Annotated in this window: 20 protein-coding genes and 1 tRNA gene; 6 read left to right on the top strand and 15 right to left on the bottom strand. The window is 68.0% G+C overall.

The annotated features are described in order from the left end of the window. Window positions 1–191 precede the first annotated feature (191 nt). The gene (locus VHB92_RS03465) at window positions 192–950 is read right to left on the bottom strand and encodes an IclR family transcriptional regulator (RefSeq protein WP_325451417.1); all 759 of its coding nucleotides are present in this window, start codon (window positions 948–950) and stop codon (window positions 192–194) included. Between the two features lie 311 nt (window positions 951–1,261). On the opposite strand from VHB92_RS03465, the gene VHB92_RS03460 reads away from it, so the two are divergent. The 3 genes from VHB92_RS03460 to VHB92_RS03450 are packed head-to-tail and all read left to right on the top strand — an operon-like array spanning window position 1,262 to window position 4,946. Continuing rightward, on the top strand, window positions 1,262–1,687 hold the full coding sequence (locus VHB92_RS03460; protein ID WP_325451415.1) for a heme-binding protein: 426 nt from the start codon (window positions 1,262–1,264) through the stop codon (window positions 1,685–1,687). Between the two features lie 3 nt (window positions 1,688–1,690). Next, on the top strand, window positions 1,691–3,853 hold the full coding sequence (locus tag VHB92_RS03455) for a malate synthase G (RefSeq protein WP_325451413.1): 2,163 nt from the start codon (window positions 1,691–1,693) through the stop codon (window positions 3,851–3,853). Window positions 3,854–3,896: 43 nt separating this feature from the next. After that, on the top strand, window positions 3,897–4,946 hold the full coding sequence (locus VHB92_RS03450) for a D-2-hydroxyacid dehydrogenase (RefSeq protein WP_325451411.1): 1,050 nt from the start codon (window positions 3,897–3,899) through the stop codon (window positions 4,944–4,946). Between the two features lie 4 nt (window positions 4,947–4,950). Here VHB92_RS03450 and VHB92_RS03445 read toward each other — a convergent pair whose 3' ends face one another. From VHB92_RS03445 to serS, 6 genes are all read right to left on the bottom strand, one after another. Further along, complete coding sequence (locus VHB92_RS03445) at window positions 4,951–6,468, bottom strand: SulP family inorganic anion transporter (RefSeq protein ID WP_325451409.1); 1,518 nt, start codon at window positions 6,466–6,468, stop codon at window positions 4,951–4,953. A gap of 111 nt (window positions 6,469–6,579) precedes the next feature. After that, a tRNA-Ser gene (locus VHB92_RS03440) sits at window positions 6,580–6,664 on the bottom strand. Window positions 6,665–6,802: 138 nt separating this feature from the next. Continuing rightward, window positions 6,803–7,912 (bottom strand): DNA glycosylase AlkZ-like family protein, encoded by a 1,110-nt coding sequence (locus VHB92_RS03435; protein ID WP_325451407.1) that lies wholly within the window; start codon window positions 7,910–7,912, stop codon window positions 6,803–6,805. Window positions 7,913–8,051: 139 nt separating this feature from the next. Next, on the bottom strand, window positions 8,052–8,747 hold the full coding sequence (locus VHB92_RS03430) for a hypothetical protein (RefSeq protein ID WP_325451405.1): 696 nt from the start codon (window positions 8,745–8,747) through the stop codon (window positions 8,052–8,054). 273 nt (window positions 8,748–9,020) lie between these two features. Continuing rightward, on the bottom strand, window positions 9,021–9,866 hold the full coding sequence (locus VHB92_RS03425) for an HAD family hydrolase (RefSeq protein ID WP_325451403.1): 846 nt from the start codon (window positions 9,864–9,866) through the stop codon (window positions 9,021–9,023). After that, window positions 9,863–11,131: a serine--tRNA ligase gene (gene serS, locus VHB92_RS03420; protein ID WP_325451401.1), complete on the bottom strand. Its 1,269-nt coding sequence runs from the start codon at window positions 11,129–11,131 to the stop codon at window positions 9,863–9,865. The genes VHB92_RS03425 and serS overlap by 4 nt, the downstream gene beginning before the upstream one ends. Before the next feature lie 247 nt (window positions 11,132–11,378). On the opposite strand from serS, the gene VHB92_RS03415 reads away from it, so the two are divergent. Then, a complete protein-coding gene (locus VHB92_RS03415; protein WP_325451399.1) occupies window positions 11,379–12,431 on the top strand; it encodes a diacylglycerol/lipid kinase family protein in 1,053 nt (350 codons plus the stop codon). A gap of 119 nt (window positions 12,432–12,550) precedes the next feature. Here VHB92_RS03415 and pheA read toward each other — a convergent pair whose 3' ends face one another. Then, window positions 12,551–13,549, bottom strand: coding sequence for a prephenate dehydratase (gene pheA, locus VHB92_RS03410; RefSeq protein WP_325451398.1), 999 nt, complete (start codon window positions 13,547–13,549; stop codon window positions 12,551–12,553). A 205-nt stretch (window positions 13,550–13,754) separates the two neighbouring features. Here pheA and pgm point away from each other — a divergent pair, with 205 nt between their 5' ends. Beyond that, window positions 13,755–15,374: a phosphoglucomutase (alpha-D-glucose-1,6-bisphosphate-dependent) gene (gene pgm / locus VHB92_RS03405; RefSeq protein ID WP_325451396.1), complete on the top strand. Its 1,620-nt coding sequence runs from the start codon at window positions 13,755–13,757 to the stop codon at window positions 15,372–15,374. A gap of 344 nt (window positions 15,375–15,718) precedes the next feature. Here the strand turns inward: pgm and VHB92_RS03400 are convergent, their stop codons facing one another. The 7 genes from VHB92_RS03400 to VHB92_RS03370 all read right to left on the bottom strand — a co-directional run bounded on the left by VHB92_RS03400 (window position 15,719) and on the right by VHB92_RS03370 (window position 22,220). Beyond that, entirely contained in the window at window positions 15,719–16,516 is a 798-nt protein-coding gene (locus tag VHB92_RS03400) for an ABC transporter permease (protein ID WP_325451514.1), read from the bottom strand. Between the two features lie 29 nt (window positions 16,517–16,545). Continuing rightward, complete coding sequence (locus VHB92_RS03395; RefSeq protein ID WP_325451394.1) at window positions 16,546–17,379, bottom strand: ABC transporter ATP-binding protein; 834 nt, start codon at window positions 17,377–17,379, stop codon at window positions 16,546–16,548. Between the two features lie 273 nt (window positions 17,380–17,652). Continuing rightward, a complete protein-coding gene (locus VHB92_RS03390) occupies window positions 17,653–18,513 on the bottom strand; it encodes a DUF4097 family beta strand repeat-containing protein (RefSeq protein WP_325451392.1) in 861 nt (286 codons plus the stop codon). Window positions 18,514–18,587: 74 nt separating this feature from the next. Continuing rightward, window positions 18,588–19,094 (bottom strand): toxin-antitoxin system HicB family antitoxin, encoded by a 507-nt coding sequence (locus VHB92_RS03385; RefSeq protein WP_325451390.1) that lies wholly within the window; start codon window positions 19,092–19,094, stop codon window positions 18,588–18,590. 415 nt (window positions 19,095–19,509) lie between these two features. Further along, window positions 19,510–20,151 (bottom strand): amidase domain-containing protein, encoded by a 642-nt coding sequence (locus tag VHB92_RS03380; protein ID WP_325451388.1) that lies wholly within the window; start codon window positions 20,149–20,151, stop codon window positions 19,510–19,512. 161 nt (window positions 20,152–20,312) lie between these two features. Beyond that, window positions 20,313–21,137 (bottom strand): M15 family metallopeptidase, encoded by an 825-nt coding sequence (locus tag VHB92_RS03375; RefSeq protein ID WP_325451386.1) that lies wholly within the window; start codon window positions 21,135–21,137, stop codon window positions 20,313–20,315. A gap of 90 nt (window positions 21,138–21,227) precedes the next feature. Continuing rightward, complete coding sequence (locus tag VHB92_RS03370) at window positions 21,228–22,220, bottom strand: amidase domain-containing protein (RefSeq protein WP_325451384.1); 993 nt, start codon at window positions 22,218–22,220, stop codon at window positions 21,228–21,230. A gap of 388 nt (window positions 22,221–22,608) precedes the next feature. On the opposite strand from VHB92_RS03370, the gene VHB92_RS03365 reads away from it, so the two are divergent. Further along, window positions 22,609–24,756, top strand: coding sequence for an MDR family MFS transporter (locus VHB92_RS03365; RefSeq protein ID WP_325451382.1), 2,148 nt, complete (start codon window positions 22,609–22,611; stop codon window positions 24,754–24,756). Window positions 24,757–24,884 lie beyond the last annotated feature (128 nt).

Genomic DNA, 24,884 nt, shown 5'->3' with positions numbered 1-24,884 from the left:
GCGCGACGGCAGAGGAGGTCGGGGTACGCCTGTCACCGGAGGTCGCCGGACATCGGCCTCTGAACGGATCGTCCGGCGGTTGAGCAACCGCGGATCGCGGTGCACGGGCTCGACAGGATTCCCGATCCCTCGGGAGCGGTCGACGAGAGGGGACTCCGGGTGCGGGAGGCGAGCGTCCGCGGAGCTAGCTGCTACGCGTCACGGACGCCGCCGAACGCCTCCTGCAGCGCCTGCGCGGATTCGTTCAAGGCCGGCACGATCCACTCAGCGGACTCCAGCGTGATCCGGGTGTTCGGACCGGACACCGAGACGGCGGTCATGGACGAAGGGCCGGGCACCGCGATCGCGAAGCACCGCACGCCGACCTCCTGCTCGCCCTCGTCGATCGAATACCCGCGAGCCCGGATCGCTGCCAGATCGGTCAGCAGCGCCGCTTCGTCCACGATCGTCGTGGCCGTGTAGCGCGGCATCCCCGTGCGCCTCACGATGTCGATGACCTGGTCGTCCGGCAGCTGCGCCAGCAGGGCTTTGCCGACCCCGGTCGAATGCGGATAGACGCGACGGCCCACCTCGGTGAACATCCGCATCTGGTGGCGTGACGGCACCTGAGCGACATACGTCACCATGTCGCCGTCGAGGATGGCGAGATTGGCCGTCTCGCGAACGGACCGTTCCAGGTGCTCCAGCGCGGGACGGGCCCACGTGGCCATGAGTGCGCTCGCTCGTTCGCCGAGCCTCACCAGTCCGGGCCCGAGTGCGTACCTCCGTGAGGGCAGCTGACGCACATACCCGAGCGCGAGAAGCGTGCGGATCAACCGATGGATGGTGGGCAGTGCGAGTCCGGACGCTTCGGCGAGCTCGCTGATGCCCGCCTCGCCTCCTCGGTCGCCCAGAGCCTCGAGCAGCTCGAAGGCACGCTCGACCGATTGAACCCCGCCGCTGTCCGTCATGGAAGACCTCCGATGCCCATGATACGGAAAAGAATGTGTCATTCCTGGAGACACGTCACTCCTGTGATTCCGTACCTTGGAAGTACTATTCCAGTCTTGTGCTACTGTGCCTCCATCGTCGTAACGCGCTCGCGGCGGAACCGGCCGGGACCGCCTCGACGCGGTTCCTCGGCACGTGGTCCGTGGCGAGAACGGCAGTTGCGACGACCTCGAATCGGCTGGGGCCGTGCTTCCCGGCCCGGCGAAGCCGGCGCCAGCCGCTTCTGTCACCTTCGACCCGGCGTGCGGCACGCCGACATCAGGAGCACTCGATGAGCACCTACTACTCAGTCCCCACCGTGACGTACGAGACCGCTGCGCGGGCGGTGGCGATCGGGTTGCGACATGCCGAAGCCGCCGGCGTGAGGGCCGTCGTCACGGTTATGGACCCGAGCCTGGTGGTGGTCGCGGTGGGCCGAGCGGACGGGGCTCCCCCGCACAGCGTGGAAACGAGCCGGCGCAAGGCGATCACCGCGTCGTCGACGCGCAAGCCCAGCGCAGCCATTCCCGAAGAGAACATCACACTGCTGGAACACGGCAGCGGCGGTCTGCTGACCGGCATCAAGGGCGGCGTCCCGCTCGTGTTCGACGGCGTGCACACGGGCGGCTTGGGGATCGCCGGCGGATCACCGGAACAGGATGCGGAGATCGCGGCGGCGACGCTCGCGGAGCTGGGCACTGACAAGGCGGAGGCGTAGACGATGACCGAGTATCAGAGCCGGGCAGGACTTCAGGTTGCGCAGCCCTTGGTCGAATTCGTCGAGCGTGAGGGGCTGCCGGGAACGGGGTTGGAGCCCGAAGCCTTCTGGGCCGGCGTCGACGCGATATTCCGAGACCTCGAACCCAGAAATCGGGAACTGCTGGCCGAGCGGGACCGCATCCAGAACGCGATCGACGACTATCACCGCGCGCACCCCGGCACTCCCGACAAGCACGAGTACCGCGACTTCCTGGCAGAGATCGGCTACCTCGTACCGCAAGGCCGGCCCACCATCGCGACGGCGGATGTCGATCCCGAGATCACCTCGCAGGCGGGCCCTCAACTCGTGGTTCCCCTGCTGAACGCCCGCTTCGCCGTCAATGCCGCGAACGCGCGCTGGGTGTCGCTCTACGACTCGCTTTACGGAACAGACGCGATCTCCGAGTCCGGGGATCTGGCACGTGGTCCCGAGTACAACCCGGCGCGCGGCGACGCGGTGATCGCGTACGGTCGCGCTCTGCTCGATGACGTGGCACCGCTGGCATCCGGCTCGCACGCTGACGTGGTCGCCTACCGGGTGTCAGACGGCCGGCTTCAGGCCGAGCTGGCATCGGGGACGATCGCGGAGTTGCAGAATCCGAAGGCCTTCGCCGGCTACACGGGTGACCCGTTGGCTCCTGCCGGCATCCTGCTCGTGCACCATCACCTTCACATGGATGTGCTGATCGACCGCGAGGGCCCGATCGGCTCGCGAGATGCTGCCGGCGTGCAAGACGTCGTGCTCGAGGCGGCGATCACGACGATCATGGACCTGGAAGACTCGGTGGCCGCCGTCGACGCCGAAGACAAGGCACTCGGCTACCACAACTGGCGCGAACTCATGCGAGGAACGCTGTCCGCCACCGTGACCAAGAACGGCCGCACCTTCCTGCGCACCATGAACCCCGCACGCGTCTATTCCGCACCGGACGGAGGGACGCTGTCGCTTCGTGGGCGCTCGCTGCTGTTCGTGCGCAACGTCGGTCACCTGATGACCACGGATGCCGTGCTCATCGACGGCCACGAGGCGCCGGAGGGAATCCTCGACGCGATCATGACCACGCTCGGAGCGCTGCCCGACCTGCGGGGCGATGAGCGCGGATCGAACTCTGCAACCGGGTCCGTCTACATCGTGAAGCCCAAGATGCATGGACCCGACGAGGTCGCGTTCACCGCCGCGATCTTCCGGCGGGTCGAGGAGCTCCTCGGTCTTCCCTCCGCCACGATCAAGGTCGGCATCATGGACGAAGAACGCCGAACGACGGTCAACCTCGACGCCGCCATCGCGGCCGCGCCCGACCGCGTGGTCTTCGTCAACACGGGATTCCTGGACCGCACAGGCGACGAGATCCACACCTCGCTACTGGCCGGGCCCGTCGTGCCCAAGGCCGAGATGAAAGGCCAGCCGTTCCTCGCCGCGTACGAGGCACGCAACGTGGATGTCGCGCTGCGCGCGGGCTTCGCGGGCACGGCGCAGATCGGCAAGGGGATGTGGGCCATGCCCGACCTCATGCACGACATGCTCGAGCAGAAGATCGAGCACGTCCGGTCCGGCGCCACGACCGCATGGGTCCCGTCTCCCACCGCGGCCGCGCTGCACGCCCTGCACTACCACCGGGTCGATGCGTTCGCGGTGCAGCGCGAGAAGGCGAGCGGCGAACCCGTGCCGATCGACGACATCCTGGTGCCGCCGCTCGCGACGGAGCCGCTGACCGACGAGGTGCGCCTGGCGGAGCTCGACAACAACGTGCAGTCCATCCTCGGATACGTCGTGCGCTGGATCGATCAGGGCATCGGCTGCTCGAAGGTGCCCGACATCCATGGCGTCGCGTTGATGGAGGACCGCGCCACCTTGCGCATCTCGAGTCAGCTGCTGGCCAACTGGCTCGCGCACGGCGTCATCACCGAGTCGGAAGTGGACGACTCGCTACGGCGGCTCTCGGCCGTCGTGGACCGGCAGAATTCGGGCGACCCGAACTACGAGAAGCTCATCACCCCGGACGGCCCCGGCCTTGCCTTCCAGGCCGCCCGCGAGCTGATCCTGGAGGGCGCACGGCAGCCCAACGGCTACACGGAGCCGATCCTCCACCGCATCCGTCGCGAGAAGAAGGCGCAGCGGCGCTGAGCTCGAGACACATGAGACGCGGGGTGAAGCGGGGGCGTCGACCATGACGGACGCGATGCCGGTGGGCGACCGCCCTGTGCCGCTCGTCGTCGCCTCCCCGCTCGATCCGGCCTTGGTCGACGTCATCCGCGCCGTGGACGACCGGCTCGAGGTGATGTTCGACCCGGAGCTGCTCGCGGTTCCGCAGCATGCGTCCGACCACTTAGGTGTGTTCCGACCGCTCACCCGCGAGCAGGATGCCAGGTGGCACGACATGCTGGCCCGCGCCGAGGTGTCGTTCGACTTCGACCGCAGAGAGCCGGGCAGCTTCGCGAGGAGTTCGCCGAACCTGCGATGGATCCAGGCGGCGAGCGCAGGCCTGGGTCAGGCATTGCAGCAGTACGAGCTCGATCTGAGCAAGGTCACCGTCACCAGCGCTGCCGGCGTGCATGCTGAGCCGCTCTCGGAATTCGTGATCGCCGCGCTCTTGTACTTCGTCAAAGACATCCCTGGTCTACTCCAGAAGAAAGGCGAGCGCGACTGGACCCGGCACACGAGCCGGACCCTCTACGGGCGCAGGGTCGCCGTCGTCGGCACGGGCGCGATCGGCTCTCGCACCATCGCGAAGCTGCAGTTCCTGGGCGTGGAGACCGTCGCGGTGGGCCGGCCACCGGACCCTGACGAACCGCCTCGACCGGACAGGATCACCACCGACCGGCTCGGGGAAGTCGCACCGGAGTTGGACGCGCTCGTGCTCACTCTCCCGCTCACGCCAGCGACCGAGGGCCTGATCGATGCGGAACTCATCGCGGCTCTCCGACCCGGTTGCGTCGTCGTGAACGTCGCGCGAGGCAAGGTGATCGACGAGCCGGCGCTGATCGAGGCGCTGCAAGCCGGTCACCTCGGCGGTGCCGCGCTCGACGTCGCCTGGCACGAGCCCCTGCCCGCGGGATCGCCGTTGTGGTCGCTCGGGAACGTCCTCCTCTCCCCGCACTCGGCCGCGATGGCTCGGGATCAGAACGCGAGGATCGTGGAGATCTTCTGCGACAACCTGCGTCGCTACCTCGACGGCCGGCCGCTTCGTAACGTCTACGATCCGCGACGCGGGTACTGACCGCTCATCCGCTCAGGGACCCGCTGAGCCGCCTGTGGAACATCGCGCTGTGCTCGTTGAGGCCGATCAGCTCCACTGCGGCCCCGTGCGCGGCGTACTTCGACTCGATGGCGTCGAGGGAGGCCACGCTCGATGCATCCCATACGTGCGATCCGCTCAGGTCGATGACCACGCTCGCCGGATCCTCGGCATAGGAGAACTGGTCGACGAGGTCGTTGCTCGAGGCGAAGAACAACGGCCCGAGCACCGTGTATCTGGCGACGGAGCCGTCCGCCGAAAGCTCTCGCGTCACCCGGGTCACGTGCGCGATCCGGCGCGCGAAGAACACGAGCGCGAGGAGGATCCCGACCCCCACGCCGATGGCGAGGTTGCCGGTCCACACGACCACGGCGACCGTCACGAGCATGACCAACGTCTCAGGGATCGGCATCCTGCGAAGCGTTGAGGGCCGCACGCTGTGCCAGTCCACCGTGCGCAACGCCACAACCATCATGACCGCGGCGAGCGCCGCCATCGGGATCGCCGCCATCACGGGTGAGAGCACGGCTACGAGCAGCAGAAGGAACAGGCCCGCCACCACCGTGGAGACGCGGGTGCGCGCCCTGCCTATCTCGACGTTGACGACGGTCTGGCCGATCATGGCGCACCCGGCGACGCCGCCCCAGACGCCGGCCAGGATGTTCGCCACCCCCAAGCCCCATGACTCACGCCCCTTGGCGGAGCGGCTGTCGGTGAGCTCGTCCACGAGCTTCGCGGTCAGCAGGCTCTCCAGCAGACCGACCACGGCCGCGGCGAAGGCCGTGGGAGCGATGATCTGCAGGGTCGTCAGGTCGAACGGCACCGTCCATGGCGTGAGCCCGGGCAGCCCGCCACTGACGGAGCCCTCGTCTCCGACGGTCGGCACGTGCATCCCGAACACGACGGCGGCCGCCGTCACGACGACGATCGCCACGAGCGGTGCCGGCACCGCCTTCGTCAGTCTCGGCAGAAGCACCACGATCAGGATGGTCGCGGCGAACAGCGGGTACACCTGCCAGGGAACGTTCACGACGTGGCTGACTTGCGCGAGGAAGATCAGCACGCCGAGCGCGTTGACGAAGCCGATCATGACCGATCGCGGGATGTAGCGCACGAGCCTGGCCAGACCCGCCGCGCCGAACGCGATCTGGATGATCCCGGTCAGCAGCACCGTCGGGAGCACGTAGCCGACGCCGTGCGCGTGCGCCATCGGCGCCAGCACCAGGGCGACGGATCCGGCAGCGGCCGAGACCATCGCCGGACGCCCGCCGAGGAACGACATGGCCGCCGCCAGCACCACGGATGAGATGAGCGCGACGTCCGGTCCCACGCCGGAGATGATCGAGAACGAGATGACCTCGGGGATGAGCGCCAGCGTCGTCACCATTCCCGCGAGCACCTCGGTGGTCAGCAGCCGCGGGCGCCGAAGCACGGCGCGTACCGGCACCTGTCCGTTCGCGAGGCGGAACTCGATCGACGGGGGCGCAGAGGGAGAGACAGGCATCGGCTGGTGCGCCAGGCAGCCGCGGACGACCGCGCGGCAGTCCTTTCGGCAGCGGGGGAAGAGGGACGGGCGACGTCATCTCTCACAATCGGAGCGAACGCCGAACAGCAGCGGAGGGCGTGGGATTCGAACCCACGAGGCGTTCCCGCCCACTGGTTTTCAAGACCAGCTCCATCGGCCGCTCGGACAGCCCTCCAGCCGCCGAGTCTACCGGGCGGCAGGAGCGCGTTCCGAGCCCCGCGGTCCACCGGCGCGAGGCACTGCCCGGGGCGACTCCAATCCCGGCCGCCGCGTTGCGCGACTCACTGCAGGCCTGCCGCGCGGCGGGCGCTCCCTACTCGAACACCACCTGCAGACGCAGCATCTCGGCCAAACTCTCGAGCTCGCTGTGCACGGCATCCGTGAGTTGCAGTGTGAACGGCTCGTCCTCGTAGATGCGGTGCACCCGCAGCACGGATGCCGGCGCATCGCTCGTCGCATCCACCTTGCCCACCAGCCGGTCGCCGTGCAGCACGGGCAGGGCGTAGAAGCCGAAGCGTCGCTGCGCCGCCGGCTTGTACATGCCCAGTTGGTAGTCGAATTCGAAGAGCTCGGCCAAGCGCTTGCGATCGAAGACCAGCCGGTCGAACGGAGACAGGATCGCGGTGCGTCCGGTGAAGTCGCGCGCGAACGGCAGGGCGGCGGCATCCACTCGCCACGTGCCGCGCACTCCCTCGACGACGGCCGGCTCGCCCGCGTCGCCGACATCCATCGGTTCGAACTGCGTCTGCGTGGTGCGAGCACGCGCGATGCCGAGCGACCGCAGGCGCCGCGAGCGTCGCTCGCGCTTCGCGTCCTCGAGCGGCACCACGGGGTCGTCGGGGTAGATGCGCTCGGCGAGATCCCACTGCCGCTCGCGGCCGAGCCTGCCTGCCACGGCTACCTCTCCGCGCTGCTCCATGAACTCGAGCATCATCGCCACGTTGCGGCCGGAGTTCCAGCCGCTGGACTGCCACGGCTTCACGCAGGCGTCGTCCGGCAGGTCGCGGGAGGTCATCGGTCCGCTGCGCCGCAGACGGTCGAGGATGTCGCGGCGCAGCGCGTCATTCACCTGTACCCAGTCGGCTTGTGCTCGCTCCCATCCGGGTGCGCTGTCGGCGCCCCACGACTGCATCTCGGCCCGGTACAGCGCGATGTCGTGCGCCGGCCGCATCATGCTGCGCAGCTCGACGATCACCCTGGATGCGAGCGCGCGCGAGAGGTCGTCCGGCCGGTACAGATGCCCCAGTCGGCTCCACAGCACGAGGTCCGCGCTCGGCGCGACCGCGGCAGTCGGCTCGTACTGCACGAGCGTGAGCCGTCGCACGGTGTCCAGCAGGTCGACCGGGCGTGCGGCATCCAGCAGCTGGGCGTGCACGGCGACGCGGCGCGCATCCTGTCTGCTGAGTCGGTGCGGCTCAGTCACGCGATGAAGCGTACGCAGACTGGGCGACTTGTCGGAAGCATCCGCGACCGTAGGCGGCCCAGCGGCATCAGACCCCGCGACACGCATCCGACTTCACTAGCCGCATCCGCGTCCTGCGACCCGAGAGCACGTTGCCGAACTACCAGTCCTCAGCCGGAGCGGAGACGATGGGCACGTCGACGGCGTGCCAGATGGCGCCGTTGTTGTAGTGCCCGCCCGCCCACGGCGACGCGATGATCGCCTGCGCGCTCACCGACACCGGCGAATCGGCGTCGAACGCCTGCGCGATGCCCGAGAACAGGTCGCGGCGCAGCTGCTGCGCCACGTAGCTCGCCGCGATCGTGAGGTTGTCGTAGCTGCCCAGGCCCGATCCGCCGCCGGATCCGAGACCGTTGTTCAGCGGATTGTTGCGCAGGTACCAGCTGTGCGGATCGTTCTCGGAATCCATCCACTGCAGCATCACGGTGAGGTTGTTCGGGGTCACCGGGAACTTGCCGTCCTGCAGCACGAGGGCGGCCCAGTCCACGTTGGTCAGGCCCCCGACGGTGATCGCGGGCGATCCGTCGGGACGGGTGAAGCCGGCGGAGTTGTACTTCGGCTGCTCGACCGCGGCCTGAGCGACCGCACCGGAGACGTGCAGCGACTGGGTGTGCGCCAGCAGCTGGTCGGCGTAGACGGTGCCGGTCGGCGACGTCGTGGCATTGGCCGGGATCGCCACCACCGCACTGCCGGCCAGGAACACGGCGGCAGCTGCGGCGGCCGTCACCCGGCCGGGCGAACGCCACGGTTTGGGCTGCGATCTGTGCTGGGCCTGCGTGCCTCGCGCCGCGTCCATGCGCCGGGATCCGGTGCCCCTGGCTCGACGAGCCGGCCTGCCGGCAGAGGCAGACAACGCCTCGCGGGCAGCGCGTCGAGTGGGGTAAGCAGTCATGGACTCCGGATGCCGCGACGCACCTCGTGCACGCCGCCACTGGTTCGAGGGCCGGGCACTCGCTTTCGGCTGCGAGACCCAAGGTTCGAGGGTAACAAACACCCCCGAACGGGGCCAGGCCGTGCCTCAGTATTGCAGCGCGGAGCGCAGGCACGCGCGTCCGAAGCGCGCTTCGGATCAGCGCACGGCGGTCGAGACGGACAGCAGCACGGATGCCAGCCCGTCGTCGTCCACGCTCTCGGTGACCTCTCCGGCTGCGGCCTTCACCTCGTCGGGTGCCTGCCCCATCGCCACGGCGCGCCCTCCGTACTCGCGTGCGAGCTGGAACATCTCGACGTCGTTGCGTCCGTCGCCCACCACGAGCAGCGAGTCCTTGGGCATCCCGAGCCTGTCGATGACACGGGCAAGCGCGCTGCCCTTGCTGACGCCCTCGGGTGCGATGTCGAGCCACGCCGCCCAGCCAACGGCGTACGTGACTTTGTGCAGGCCCATCCGCTCCACGATGCCGAGGAACTCGTCCGCGTCGTGCGACGGCGAGACGACCACGACGCGGCTGACCGGCTCGCGACCGAGTTCGTCGAACGGCACGGCCTCCGCCTGTCCGATCGCCCAGTCCGTGGCATCCATGCCTGCCGTGTACAGGCGCTTGCCGTCGGCCTTCTCCACCATGTACCCGCCCTCCGGCAGGTATCCGCGCACCATCTCGAGCACCGGGCGCGCGTCGAACGTCTCGACGATCGCGCGACGGTATCCGTCACCGGATCGCTGCAGGATGACGGCCCCGTTGGAGCACACCACGTACTCGGGCGCCATTCCGAACAGCTCGAGCAGCTCGCCGGCCGTCTCCCAGCTGCGACCCGTGGCGAGCGTGACCTCGTGACCGGCCGCGATGGCGGCTGCCACGGCATCCTTGACGGCGTCGGATGACGATCCATCCTCGTGCAGCAGAGTTCCGTCGACATCGAGCGCGATCAGCAGCCGGTCGGGCGCAGCTTCCAGCCCTGCTGCATCCGCCGCGCTCATGCTACGACCGGTCGCAGAGCCTCGAGCCCGCCGAGGTAAGGACGCAGCACTTCGGGAACCGTCACCGAGCCGTCCGCCTGCTGGTGCGTCTCCAGTAGTGCGACGATCCACCGCGTCGTCGCGAGCGTGCCGTTGAGGGTGGCCGCGGGAGTCGTCTTGCCGCTGTCGGTGCGGTAGCGGATTTGCAGCCGTCGCGCCTGGAACGTGGTGCAGTTCGACGTGGAGGTCAGCTCTCGGTAGCGACCCTGTGTCGGCACCCAGGCCTCGACGTCGTACTTGCGGGCGGCGCTCGACCCCAGGTCTCCTGCTGCGGTGTCGATGACCCGGTACGCGAGTCCGAGCGACTGCAGCATCTGCTCCTGTAGGTCGAGAAGGCGCAGGTGCTCGGCCTCAGCCTGCTCCGGCGTCGTGTAGACGAACATCTCGAGCTTGTTGAACTGGTGCACGCGGATGATGCCCCGCGTGTCCTTGCCGCCGCTGCCGGCTTCGCGCCGGTAGCAGGTGGACCAGCCGGCGTAGCGCAGCGGGCCGTCCGAGAGGTCGACGATCTCGTCGGAGTGGTATCCGGCGAGCGCGACCTCGCTCGTGCCGGTGAGATAGAGGTCGTCGTTCTCGAGTCGGTAGACCTCATCGGCGTGCGCGCCGAGGAATCCGGTCCCCTGCATGATCTCGGGCTTGACGACCGTGGGAGTGATGAGCGGCACGAATCCGTTGGCGAGCGCCTTGTCGAGCGCGTAGTTCATGAGCGCGATCTCGAGGCGCGCTCCGACGCCCTTCAGAAAGTAGAAGCGTGCCCCGCTCACCTTGGCGCCCCTGGCCATGTCGATGGCGTCGAGCTTCTCGCCGAGCTCGAGGTGATCGAGCGGGTCGAAGTCGAACGCGGGGATGTCACCCACCTCGCGCAGCGTGACGAAGTCGTCTTCGCCACCGGCCGGCACCCCGTCGATGATCACGTTGCCGATGCGGCGAACCGCGTCGTCGAAGCGCTGCTCTGCCTCGGATGCCCGCGCCTGCGCATCCTTCACGCGCGCAGCCAGCTGCTGCGCCTGTGCGACGAGCTCCTTCTTCTGCTCCTTCGGAGCGGATGCCACGCGCTTGCCGAACGCGTTCTGCTCAGCCCGCAGCGACTCGTATTCGGTGATCGTGGCGCGGCGCTCCGCGTCAGCGCTGAGCGCGGCGTCGACGGTGTCGGGAGACTCTCCGCGCGCCTCCTGCGAATGCCTGATGAGGTCCGGGTTTTCGCGCAGGAGGACGGGATCGATCACCCCCCGAGTCTAGAGGCGATTGAGGATCGGCCGGCGGGAGCTTGCTTCCGATGGCCGAGCCGATTGAGCCTTTGAGCGGCGTAGCCGCGATAATTGGGCCTCACCGTCCTCCCGGACCCCGTCTCACGTGCAGAAAACGCTGTTCGCCCGCTCGCCACCCGCATTTTCCGCCCGTGAAACCCGAACTGGGGCAGCATCCGAAGGCCGGCTGCACCATCTGGGCCGCACTGTCGGTAGCGTGGTGTGGGTGAGCGAGCCGGTCGCATCTGCATCCGATGTCACGTCGGACAGCCCCGACGGGCCTCGCGCGCGCCGCGTCGCAGTCGTGTACAACCCCACGAAGGGCGACCAGCAATCGCTGCGGCAGGCCGTGAACACCGCCCTCTCGCAGGCACGCGACAGCATCTCGGATGCCGACGACTCGGGCTGGGCCGATCCGGTATGGCTGGAGACGACCGTCGACGACGCCGGCATCGGCCTCACGCGGCGAGCGCTCGACGACGGCGCCGATCTCGTGATCGCGGCAGGCGGCGACGGCACGGTGCGCTCGGTGGCGGCCGGCATGCGCGGCAGCGGCGTGCCGATGGGAGTCGTTCCGCTCGGCACGGGCAATCTGCTCGCGCGCAACCTCGCGCTGCCCTACTCCGACACGCAGCAATGCGCCCTGATCGCCTTCACCGGCGTGGACAAGTCGATGGACGTCGGCGTCGCGGAGCTCACCAGGGAGAGCGGCGCATCCAGCGATCACGTCTTCCTGGTGATGGCGGGCATCGGCATCGACGCCGCGATGTTCGCGAACACGCGTCCGCAGCTGAAGAAGAAGGTCGGATGGCTGGCCTACATCGAAGGCGGCCTGCGGTCACTAGGCACGAAGAAGCTGCACATCCACTATCGGTTCCCCGGTCAGCCCGCCCACTCGGCGCATGTCAGCACGATCCTGGCCGGCAATTGCGGCGTGCTGCCCGGCAACATGGAGCTGCTGCCCGACGCTCGCATCGACGACGGCGAACTCGACATTGCCCTGCTCCAGCCACGGACCATCTTCGGCTGGCTCGCCATCTGGCGGAAGGTGACGTGGGAGAACAGGGTGCTGCGCCGCTCCGCGTTCGGGCGCAAGATCATCCGCTTCACCGGATCGGACAAGGCCAGCATGCTCACCTACCTGCGCGGTCCCTCGCTGCACGTGGCCGTCGAGGGCGCCGAGCCGATCGAGCTCGACGGCGACGGGTTCGGCGACGTCGTCGGTGCGCACTTCTGGGCGGATGCCGGCGCTCTCGTCGTGCGCGTGCCCGCCGAGTAGCGCCCGGAGACTCTGCTCGACGCCAGACGTCACCTCGACGCCAGACGTCACCTCGACGCCGGACATCGCCTCGACGCCGGGCGTCACTCCGAGCCGGCCGCGGTGGTCAGGAGAGGCAGTCAGTCCTCGGGTTCGCCACCGATGAGACCGCGCAGCCAGTCCCTCGCCTCGATGAACACGCTGTCGGAGTAGCGCTGGTCGTAGTCGACGGGAACGCGGTCGGCACGCGGATACGAGCCGAGGAACGTGATGTTCGGGCTGAACCGGAACAGGCCGAGCAGCGCATCCGCCACCCGCTCCTCCTTGACGTGGCCGTCAGCGTCGATGATGAACCGGTACCGCCCGAACTCGTCGCCGATGGGCCGCGACTGGATGAGGCTGAGGTTGACGCCGCGCGTGGAGAACTGCTCCAGCATCTCGACGAGCGTGCCCGACCGGTCGGAGGGCAGCTCGACGATGAGGCTCGTCTTGTCCGATCCGGTGGGCTCGGGGATGTTCCTGGTGCGGCTCACGAGGGCGAACCGCGTGACCGCGTTGGCGTTGTCGATGATGTCGTCCGCCAGCAGCGCGAGATCGTGGTGGTGCACGATGCCGGGCGGGGCGATCGCGGCGTCCGCCGGGCTGACCGGCCTGCCGGAGGCATCCGTCTCCAGCAGCGACCTTGCGGCCGCCACGTTGCTCGACGCAGGCATGTAGTCGTGCGACGGCAGGTTGCGTCCGAGCCATTCCTTGCATTGCGCGTAGGCGACCGGATGCGCCGTCACGGTCTTCACGTCGGCGAGCGCCGTTCCGGGTCGTGCGACGAGCACGAAGCCCACCGGCACGAGGTATTCGCCGATGATGCGAAGCCCCTGGATGGTCGCGAGCGCGTCCTGAGTCGCGCTCACTCCGCCTTCGATCGAGTTCTCGATCGCGATCATCGCGGCGACGCTGCGCCCGTCCACCACGTCGTTGAGCGCTTCGCCGACGTTGTTCACGGCTCGCCACGGCTTGCCGGCGGCCTCCGGCACCTGTGCGAGCGCAGCCTCGGTGAAGGTGCCGCTCGGCCCGAGAAAGCTGTACGTCTCGGTTCCCTCGAGGCCGGCAGGGGCGGGGGTCTCGGCGGTGGCATCCGACATGGTGGAAGCCTAACCGGCCGCGGGTTCCCCGCCGTGCCGGTGCTCGCTACGGTGTGCGGCCTAGGGCGCCCCGGCGATCGGCGAACCGCTGCGCGATGCGTCGAGTCGCGGAACGCCGCGGCGGACTCCGGCCGTCGCACTCGCACGCCGAGCGGCGCATCGGAAGGGGCAGACGAGAATGCCTCCGGATGCCAGACTGGTTCGCATGTCCGATCGCGCAGGCACCCCGGCCACTGAAGAAGATCTGATCGACGTCGAGGCCCTGGTGAGGGCGTACTACGACAAGAAGCCGGATGCGTCGGTGCCCGAGCAGCGCGTCGTGTTCGGCACCAGCGGACACCGTGGCAGCGCGTTCGACACCGCGTTCAACGAGGACCACATCGCGGCGATCACGCAGGCGATCGTGGAGTACCGCGCGTCGCAGGGAACCACCGGTCCCTTGTTCATCGGGGCCGACACGCACGCGCTGAGCCTGCCGGCGCAGACGACTGCGCTCGAGGTACTGGTCGGCAACGACATCGACGTGCTCGTCGACGAATACGACGACTTCACGCCGACGCCCGCGGTGAGCCACGCCATCCTCACGTACAACCGCGAGCATCAGGGAGAACCGCTGGCGGACGGCATCGTCGTGACGCCCAGTCACAACCCGCCTCGCGACGGCGGCTTCAAGTACAACCCGCCGCACGGCGGACCGGCCGACACGGACGCCACGAGCTGGATCGCGAACCGCGCCAACGAGCTCATCGCCGACGGTCTCCGCGAGGTGAACCGGGCCGAGCCGAGCGGTGTATCCACGTACGACTTTCGCGAGCGCTACGTCGACGACCTCAAGAACATCATCGACATCGACGCCATCAAGAAGGCGGGAGTGCGCATCGGGGCCGATCCGCTCGGCGGCGCGAGCGCGCACTACTGGTCGCTCATCGGTGAGAAGTACGGGCTGGACCTCACCGTCGTCAACCCGGCCATCGACCCGCAGTGGGGCTTCATGACGCTGGACTGGGACGGCAAGATCCGCATGGATCCGTCGAGCCCGTCGGCCATGGCCTCCGTCCTGACCCACAAGGACGAGTTCGACGTGGTGACGGGCAACGACGCGGACGCCGACCGCCACGGCATCGTCACACCCGACGGCGGGCTGATGAACCCGAACCACTACCTGGCCGTCGCCATCCAGTACCTCTACACGCATCGCCCCGGCTGGCGACCGGATGCCGCGATCGGCAAGACGCTCGTGTCGTCGTCGATCATCGACCGGGTCGCCGAGTCGCTCGGACGCCGCCTCTGGGAGGTCCCGGTCGGCTTCAAGTGGTTCGTGCCCGGGCTCGTGGACGGCTCCGTCGCCTTCGGCGGCGAGGAGAGCGCTGGCGCCTCCTTCCTCCGCATGGACGGAACGGTGTGGACGACCGACAAGGACGGCATCCTGCTCGCGCTGCTGGCGAGCGAGATCATCGCCGTCACGGGCAAGACGCCATCGCAGCTGTACCGGGAGCTGACCGAGCAGTTCGGCGACCCGGTCTACCAGCGGGTGGATGCCGCAGCATCCAAGGAGCAGAAGGCCAAGCTGGGCAAGCTCGACGGCGACGCCATTGCGGCGACGGAGCTCGCGGGCGAGAAGATCATCGCCAAGCTCTCCAAGGCGCCGGGCAACGACGCCCCCATCGGCGGCGTCAAGGTGGTCACCGAGAACGCGTGGTTCGCTGCCCGCCCGAGTGGGACGGAGGACGTCTACAAGATCTACGCCGAGTCGTTCCTCGGGGAGGACCACCTGCGCCAGGTGCAGGCGGAGGCGAAGCGGATCGTGGACGCCGCGATCGCCTGATCGCCATAACATCCCTGGCCTGCTGTTCTCGGTCCTGCTGTTCTCTGCTCCCGAGAACAGCACTCCCGAGAACAGGCCTCCCGAGAACCGGCTCCCAAGAACAGGCCTCCCGAGAACAGGCGGGATGACGCTTTCCACACCAGAACAGGCAGATGCTGCCTGGTGCGGCGACATCTGCCTGTGCTCGTGTGCTGGTAGCGGTGGGTGGGTTCGGATGTGGCCGAGAGGATCCGGGTTCCGGTCGCTGGCATCGGGTCTGGCGGGAGCCGCGCGTTGAGCGCGGCGGGGGCATGCGACCGGAACGCGGATCCTCTCGGCCATCCACCTGCCAGAGGCCGACGCAGCTACGAGATCTTCTTGCGGTAGATCACCTGGGCGAACACGTACGCCACGACAAGGATGCCGACGAGCCACGCCAGCGCGATCCAGATGTCCGAGCCGACCGGCTGGTCGCTGAACAAGTCGCGGATCGAGTTCACGATCGGCGTCACCGGCTGGTACTGCGCGAACCAGGCGACCGGCCCCGGCATGGATGCTGTCGGCACGAACGCCGAGCTGATGAACGGCAGGAAGATCAGCGGATACGAGAACGCGCTCGCACCGTCCACGCTCTTCGCGCTCAGGCCGGGGATCACAGCGATCCAGGTCAGTGCGAGCGTGAACAGCAGCAGGATGCCCGCGACAGCGAGCCAGTCCAGCACGCTCGCCCCGGTGCGGAAGCCCATCAGAAGCGCAACGCCCACCACGACGACCATGGAGACCACGTTCGCCACCATGGAGGTGAGCACATGCGCCCACAACACTGACGACCGCGCGATCGGCATGGACTGGAACCGTTCGAAGATGCCGCCCTGCAGGTCGAGGAACAGCCGGTACGCGGTGTACGAGATGCCGGATGCCACGGTGATGAGCAGGATGCCCGGCAGCAGGTAGTCCACGTACGAGGTGTCGGTTCCCGTGTCGATCGCGCCGCCCAGCACGTACACGAACAGCAGCAGGAATCCGATCGGCATGATGCACGTGGTGATGACCGTGTCGAGGCTGCGGGTGATGTGCTTGATGGTGCGCCCGGTCAGGGCGACCGTGTCGGAGAAGAAGTGGCCGCCGACCTGTGCCGACGCGGCGATGGTGCTCGTGCTCATGACGCTCATGTCCTTTCGTTGTCCCGACGTCACTTCGTGGTCGGGGTGACGGTCGACGGGGTGTTCGTGTCCTCGGATACCGGGTCGTGCTCATTCCCGTCGTCGCCGACGAGTGCGAAGAAGACGTCCTCGAGGGTGGGCTGCTTCTCGACGTACTGCACCTCGGCTGGCGGCAGCAGCGCCTTGAGCTCGGCGAGAGTGCCGTTCACGATGATCCGGCCCTTGTGCAGAATGGCGATGCTGTCGGCCAGTTGTTCCGCCTCGTCGAGGTACTGGGTGGTGAGCAGCACGGTCGTGCCGCCGCTGGCCAGCTCCTTGACGGCATCCCACACCTCGACGCGCGCCTCCGGATCCAGACCCGTAGTCGGCTCGTCGAGGAAGATGACGGGCGGATTGCCGATCAGGCTCATCGCGATGTCGAGACGCCTGCGCATGCCTCCCGAGTACGTGGATGCCTTGCGCGAGCCGGCCTCGGTGAGCGAGAACCGGTCGAGCAGACGGTCTGCCACGCCCTCCGGGTCGGCCACGTGCCGCAGCTTCGCGATCAGCACGAGGTTCTCGCGCCCGGTGAGGATCTCGTCCACCGCGGCGAACTGGCCGGTCAGACTGATGGACTGCCGCACCTGAGCGCCCTGCGCGAATGCGTCGAAGCCGTTCACGGTGGCGACGCCGCCGTCCGCCTTCAGCAGCGAGGACAGGATCCGGATGGCCGTGGTCTTGCCCGCGCCGTTGGAGCCGAGCAGCGCGAAGATGCTCCCGCGCTCGACGTCGAAGTCGACGCCGCGCAGCACCTGCAGGTCTTTGAAGGACTTGGTCAGGCCCCGAACGTGGATCGCGGCATCCGCTGTCTGGTTGGTGGTCATGGTGGTCTCCTCGTTCTTATCGTTCGTTCTGTGGTGGAGGGGTGACTGGGCTCGTCCGCCGGTTTTCGGGCGCGATGATCAGCGCCCCGGTCGGGCGTTCGTGTTGCCGGGCTGCCGGCCGTCGCGCTGCGGGTGCTGCCGGTGCTGCCGGCTGTGGCGCTGCGGGGCTGCCGGCTGTCGCGCTGCGTGTTCTGGCGCTCTCGCTGAGACCGACCGTTCCGGTCGAGACCTACCGCGAGGAGGGAGGTCTCACGCGAGACGGTCGGTCTCGCGCTAGGTGAGCGGGCGACGGATGCTGATGGAGGCGTAGTCCGCGTGCGCCGTGATGGCCACGGTGCGGTCAGTCTCGACCGGAGCGGATGCCGCCTCGAGCTCGTTGCGCACCTGGCCGTGCCGCGACGCGACGTCGAGCCACGCGGCCGTGCCCTCCGGCACGCCGACCTCGATGGAGCCGTAGCCTCCGTCGATCTTGACCTCGCCCGTTCCGACCCGGTCGATTCGCACCTCGCCGTGTGCGCACTTGATCTCGGCCGAGCCGTTCAGCTGTTCGATCACGACGTCGCCCGTCGTCGACTTCACCGTGAGCGGACCTTCCGCCTCGCCGAAGGTGGTGTTGCCCGTGGTGTTCTTGACGTTTCCCTCGCTTTCCAGCGTGCCGATCCGGATGGATCCGGCACCGTTGGTCACGCGCAGCGGACCTGTGATCCTGCCCGCCTGGATCGAACCGGCGCCGCTGTGCAGCGTCGTCCTGCCTGCCTGTTCGATCCGGAGCTCGCCGGCCCCGGTGCGGGCCATGCAGAAGCCGAGCAGCCCCTGAGTGCTGACATTGCCCGCACCCACCTTGGCGTCGAGGCTCGACCCAGTGGGCACGGTGAGGTCCACGATGAGCCGCGGGCTTCCGCTGAACCACGTGTAGTAGCGCAGCGTGCGGGCGATTCGAATGCCGAGCACGCCGTCGGCGAAGTCGACGTTCACCTCGCCGAGGGCGCGCACGTCATCCTTCTTCGTGGGGTCGGCGGCTTTGATCGACAGTGTCGTCGTGTTCGTGTCGGCGGCCGTGACGGTCAGGCTCACGACGACGAGCATGTCGAGCACCACCTGGATGGGCTCCGGGGTCTCGTACTCGGTGTTCATGGTTGCTCTCCCCTGCGGATTCGAGGTGGAAGTGATGGATGCCGCTGTGCCGTCGGATGTCGTGCCCACGTTCGTCACCGAACCCATCCCGTGACGCGCTTGCCCGTCACCTCGCGCGCGGCGGGACGGGAAGCCCCGCCGTCCAGTGCAGCGGCGATCGTGCGGACGAGCCAGGTGTTGACCGACACACCGGCGTGCGCGGCGGCGGCTTCGACGCGCGACTTGAGCTCGTCGGGAAGCCGCAAGGTGGTGCGCGTGGTGGATGCCTCCTCCCCCTCGATGGCCGCGGGCACCGCGGGGGCCGCCGCAGCTGAGGGAGTCGACGACTCGGACCACTCGGGCGCCGCCGTCACGACGAACTCCGGCTCCCGCCCACGGAGTCGAAGATCCACGGAGCCCGGCGTCAGCTCGGTCGTGATCTCGCTCGCCGCAGCGCTGAGCGCCTCGATCAGCATGAGCCGCGCGGCGGCGTCGAGAGCCGTGGTGAGGCGCTCTGCCGTCTGGCGCGTCTCATCCGTGCCGGCCGCGGCCGCTGCCACGAGCTGACGCTGGAGTTCTTCGACATACGTTTCCAACTGCATGACACCACAATGACACCATCATGGTGTCATGTCAACAGGCAATCTCGGAGCGGGTGACACCACACGGTGTCACCCCCGCGCGTTGCCCCGCGGTCTTCCGCTCTCACCCCACGGCGAACTCAGGAGATCCGGCCACTCGGCCGCGATATACGGCCGAGGTCGTGCTCATCCTGAATACGGCCGCACGGGCGCGCGACTCGCGGTCGAAGCTGCCGAGAGCAAGGGTCGAAGAACACGGCGGGCCGAACAACACGGCGGGCCGAAGGAAACGGGCCGGCCGAAGGAGACGCAGGGGCGAACGAAGCGCCGGACCGAAGGAGGCGCAGGGCAAAGAGATGCAGAGCCGAAGGAGCCTGCGGGCCGAAGGAGGCGACGTGCTGAGGGACTAGCACGCATCCGAGCGCGCGAAGCGACCTCAGCTGCTGGGCGTCGGCGAGGCGGTGGGCGGCAGCGCGATGTGCCAGAAGTGGCCGGCGGCGCCCGGATATTCCTTGTCGATCACGTAGTCGAGGTCGCGGTACTTCGTGTCCTTGTTGTGGCCGGCCATCTTGATGTCGACGTGCTTCTTGCCGTCGACCGTCGTGTCGGTCACCTTGCTCACGATCTCGACATGGTCGTAGGAGCCGTCGTGGTCCCAGTCGAACATGACGATGTCACCCACGGCGATCTTCGAGCGCTTGTCGAACGGGTACTGCGCGAGCCCGAGCGTCTTCGCGTTGGCCGAGAAGTACTTGTCCATGGCGGGCACGTATCCCCACGCGGGACTCCAGTCCGCCGCCGCGTCGTGGTTGTACCACTCGCCTGTCATCTTCCAGCCGCGCGCGACGAGCGTCTGGCTGACGAAGTTCGCGCAGTCGCCGCCCACGGGATTGAGGTCGCCGTAGGCCTTCAGGTTGTAGTGGTTCCAGTGCGCCATGGCGTAGTCGAGCTGCTTCTGGATGGGCGCAGGCAGCGGGGCGGGGCCGGCGGAGCATCCAGCCAGAGCGAGCGCCGCGAACACCGAGAGAGCGGATGCCGCACGCCACCACCACCTGCTGCGCCGTCTCGTCGAGCTCATGGTTTCGACGTTACCGACGGCATCCTGGGCATCGCCTCGACCTGCCGCCCTCTCAGGGGGTTGCAAGGTCGCGGGCCGACGCGCGCACGACTGTTGCACGGCTAGCGCTGCTCGGACTGTTGCGCGGCTTGGCTCTTGCACGCGGCACCTCGGCTGCAACCTCAGCCCGGATATGACTCCCCGCCTGGCACCCCGAAGTACTCCTCGAGCGTCGTCACGCCTGTCTCGTGCAGCTCGGTCGCCAGCGGAACGCCCACGTACCTGAAGTGCCACGGCTCATAGGTGAAACCGGTGACGGCCACCTTGTCCTGCGGATACCGCAGCAAGAAGCCGAACCGCCACGCGTTCGCGGCAAGCCATCTGCCCTCGTCGGTCTGCCCGAAGCACGCGTCGAGGCTGCAGCGGCCGGAGGCGGCACTGATGTCGACGGCGAGGCCCGTCTGGTGCTCGCTGTGACCCGGCCGTGCGGTATCCGTGTCGGCATAGACCTGCCCGTTGGCGGCGACATCCTCGTCGTAGACCGAGACCTGGGTGTCGTACGAGCGGTATCCGCTCTGCAGCGTGAGATCCAGTCCTGCCTCGGACTTCGCGGCGGCGAACAGTGCGGCGAGCGCGTCGGAGACGGCTTTGCGCACGGGCTGCCCGTTGATGTTCGGCACGGGAGGCTGCACGAGGTCCGGCGGGACGGCGTCGACGGGGTTCAGCGCCCTCGACTTGTTGACCACGACCCAGATGCTCGCCGGGTCGTCGATCGAGTACGCACCGCGGTCGAACGAGGGGGTCGGTACGGGCGTCGGTGTCGCGGCGAGCGCCGTCGACGGAGAGCTGACCGGGGCGGGATGTGCAGTGCCCGTCGAACGGGCTTCGACCGCGTCGGCGTTCCGGGTGGCGGCAGCGGCGATCGCCCACACTCCCCCGCCGACCACGAGAAGCCCGGCGGTCAGAGCCGCGACGACCGCACCGACTCTGGTGCGCCTGGATGCCACGAGTCGAGTGTAGGGGAGCACCGACTGTCGACCCGGCGGCCGGCCGACCCCTGTTCGAGGGCGTGCGGAACGAGAGCCAACCGGCCGCGCTCAGCGCGTCAGGTGCCAGAAGTGGCCCGTCGCACCCGGGTGCTGCGTGGTGATCGTGTCGTCCAGGTCGCGGTAGGCGTAGTCGTCGTTGTGGCTGGCGAGATCGATCTTGTACTGACCGTCGACCTTGGTGATCCGGTCGACGACCTCGACGTGGTCGGGAGAGCCGTCGGCATCCCAGTCGAAGACCGCGATGTCGCCCAGCGCCACCTTGGCTCTGCTCGCCTGCGAGAAGTCGAGCTTCTCGAGACCGAGCCCGGCCGCGTTCTCGGCGAAGTAGTCATCCATGGCGGGAACGTACCCCCACGCGGGACTCCAGTCGGAGGCCGCACCGTGGTTGTACCAGTCGTCGTTCATCGTCCACCCGCGGGCGATGAGCGTCTGGCTCACGAAGTTGGCGCAGTCGCCGCCGACCGAGTTGAGGTCGCCGTACTGGGCCGTGTTGTAGTTCTGCCAGTGCGCGAGCGCGTACTGCATCTGTGCGGCCACGCCTCCCGCTGCTGTGTACTCGAGCGCATCCGGCTTGCTGACGAGTGTCTTGCCGGACTGCCCGACCAGCTTGAGGTTCACGGTCGACGGCTGGTAGTTCGCGGCGGCCGGTGCTTGGGCGACGACCTTGCCCTGCGATGCCGAGATGACGCTCACGCTCGTCGACCCGAACGTCACCTTCTTCACGTTCTGCAGATCGCTGCCGGTGATCGTCACCTTCTGCCCGACGACGGATGCCTGGGCTGGAGACACCGCGGTCACCGACGGCGACGCCTGCGCTGTGTGGTCGGTAGCAGGAGTGGTCTGAGCGTGCGGCGCCGTGCATCCGGTGAGCACGAGAAGGGATGCCGCGACAGCGGCGACCACCGCGCCTCGCGCGCCGCTCGTGCCCGGGCGTGCCCCGCGCACGAACCGCCCAGCCCGCTCGGTCGCCCGAGCGCTGCGGGAACGGGGAGTGACGGTGGAGCGGATGCCGGCGTGCGACTCGTTCGGGGGGTATGACATGGCGTGGGACAAGCTACCGGCTGCTCCTTGGAATAACCGGTGTGCAGCCTTTCGTGGTCCTCACTTCCCGGCGGCACCACGCCGCCGGAGAACACGGGCCGGTGCAGCGGTGTTCGCGGGCGGCGAACTGAGCGAACCTGAAACCTGCTATGGTTCGACGCGCGCACTCGCCGGGTGTAAATTTGCAGTCACCGCAAAAATCTCATCACCCGCTCTTCGAGGCGATCGTTCCCCGAAGAGCCGCCCTCTCCACCATGCCAACGACGGCGAGACCGCCGTCTGGCGTGTCATCGCTGCCGCGCCCTTCACCGCTATGAAGCAGAACGTACGGGGATCCATGTCAGAAGTCGCAACGTCAGCGTCGGCGCAATCCGCGCCCAAAGCCATCATGACCCACCGCCAGATCCTCTTCGTGATCTTCGGTCTCATGGCGGGAATGTTCCTCTCCGCCCTCGACCAGACCGTCGTCGGCACCGCCATCCGCACGATCGGCGACGACCTGCATGGTCTGAGCCAGCAGGCATGGGTGACCACCGCCTACCTGATCGTCTCGACGATCGCCACGCCGATCTACGGCAAGCTGTCCGACATCTTCGGCCGGCGGCCGCTGTTCATCATCGCCATCATCATCTTCGTGATCGGCTCGATCATGTCGTCGTTCTCGACGTCGATGATCGAACTGGCCGGATTCCGTGCCATTCAGGGCCTCGGCGCCGGTGGCCTCATGTCGATGCCGCTGGCGATCATGGGCGACATCCTCGCCCCGCGAGAGCGCGCTAAGTACCAGGGATACTTTCTGGCCGTCTTCGGCATCTCGAGCGTGGCGGGACCGCTGATCGGCGGTCTGTTCGCCGGTGCGAACCAGATCCTGTGGATCGCCGGATGGCGCTGGGTGTTCCTCATCAACGTGCCGATCGGCATCGTCGCGCTCATCATCGTGATGGCCTTCCTGCACATCCCGCGTCACGATCACCACTCCGTGCGCATCGACTGGTGGGGCGCTGCCGGCGTGATCGTCGCGCTGGTGCCGCTGCTTCTCGTCGCCGAGCAGGGTCGTGACTGGGGCTGGGCCAGCCCGTCCGCGATCGCGTGCTACGTGATCGGCGCCATCGGTGTCGTCGGGTTCATCATCGTCGAGATGCTGATGAAGGATGACGCGCTCATCCCGCTCAAGCTCTTCCGCTCGAACACGTTCTCGATGGCCACCATCATCGGTGTGCTGGTCGGTTTCGGCATGTTCGGCGCCATGCTCACGCTGCCGCTGTACCTGCAGCTCGTTCTGGGGTCGAACCCGACAGAGAGCGGACTGCAGCTGCTGCCGATGATCCTCGGCCTGATGATCGCCTCGATCGCGAGCGGTCAGATCATCGCCCGCACCGGGCACTACCGGCAGTTCCCGATCATCGGCACGCTGCTGCTGTCCGGCGGGTTTTTCTGGCTGACGTTCCTCAAGTTCGACACGTCGTACTGGTTCATCGCGGGCGCCATGCTCCTCATCGGTCTCGGCCTCGGCCAGCTGATGCAGACGCTGACGATCGCCAGCCAGAACGCCGTCGGGCTCCGCGACATGGGTGTGGCGACGAGCGCATCCACGTTCTTCCGTCAGATCGGTGGAACGCTGGGCACCGCCGTGCTCATCTCGGTGCTGTTCGCCGCCATGCCGGGCAACATCCAGTCGTCGCTGGCCGACAAGCCCACGCTGACCGCCGCACTGGATGCCGCCTTCGACCCGTCGGTCGCCAAGGCTCCCGAGAACAAGGGCATCATGAACACGATCTACAAGCCGATCGTGGACAAGGTGACCAAGAGCACCACGAAGGAGCTGCAGGCCGGCGTCGACAAGGCGACGGCCGCCGCGAAGGCAGCGGTCGACAAGGGCGTTCAGGCGGGAACCATCCCGCCCCAGGCGCAGCAGGCCGCCGAGGCGCAGGCCGAGCAGCAGGCCCAGCAGGCCGTGCTCGCTCAGATCCAGAAGAAGGTGCCCGTCGCCCGGCTCGACGCCAACGGCACGGTGTCGCTCGACTTCTCGACCGCATCGCAGCGCAACGAGTTCGTGGACAGCCTCGTGCCGACCGTTCAGAAGCAGCTCGACAAGTCGGGCAACACGACGACCGTGAACAGCAGCGCCATCAACGACACGTCATTCCTCAACAACGCCGACCAACGACTGGCGAAGCCGTTCCTCGTCGGGTTCAACGCCTCGGCGGTGGAGGTCTACTGGATCGCCATGTTCGTGGTGCTGCTCGCGTTCGTCCTCGCGCTGTTCTTCAAGACGCCGCCGCTGCGTGCGAAGTCGGCGCTGCAGGAGGCCGCGGACGACGAGGCCGTGCGTGCGGCGTCCGCCGCGGAGGAGACGGGCGCGCTTGTGCTGCCGGATCTCGGTGTGGACGACGACCTCGTTCCCTCGGGGCCGGTGCCCGGTGCTCGCGAGAGCGTCGAGCCCGTCGAGGTGCTTAACGTCGACGGCGAGGCGAAGGATGGCGGTCCTCGCCACGGCCGGCACATCGCGAAGCCCGGTGAGGTCGCAACCTCCTAGAACGACAAGCAGCGTTCCGTCGCGGATGCCGCGGGTTCGGTCACTCGACCGCCCCGCGGCATCCGTCGTTCACGGGCCGGCGGCATCCACCGACACGGGCCAGCGGCATGGACCGTTACCGGCCGGCC

The organism is Humibacter sp. (assembly GCF_035547335.1).
Taxonomy (GTDB): Bacteria; Actinomycetota; Actinomycetes; order Actinomycetales; family Microbacteriaceae; genus Humibacter.
This window is presented reverse-complemented; position numbering and strand designations above follow the sequence as displayed.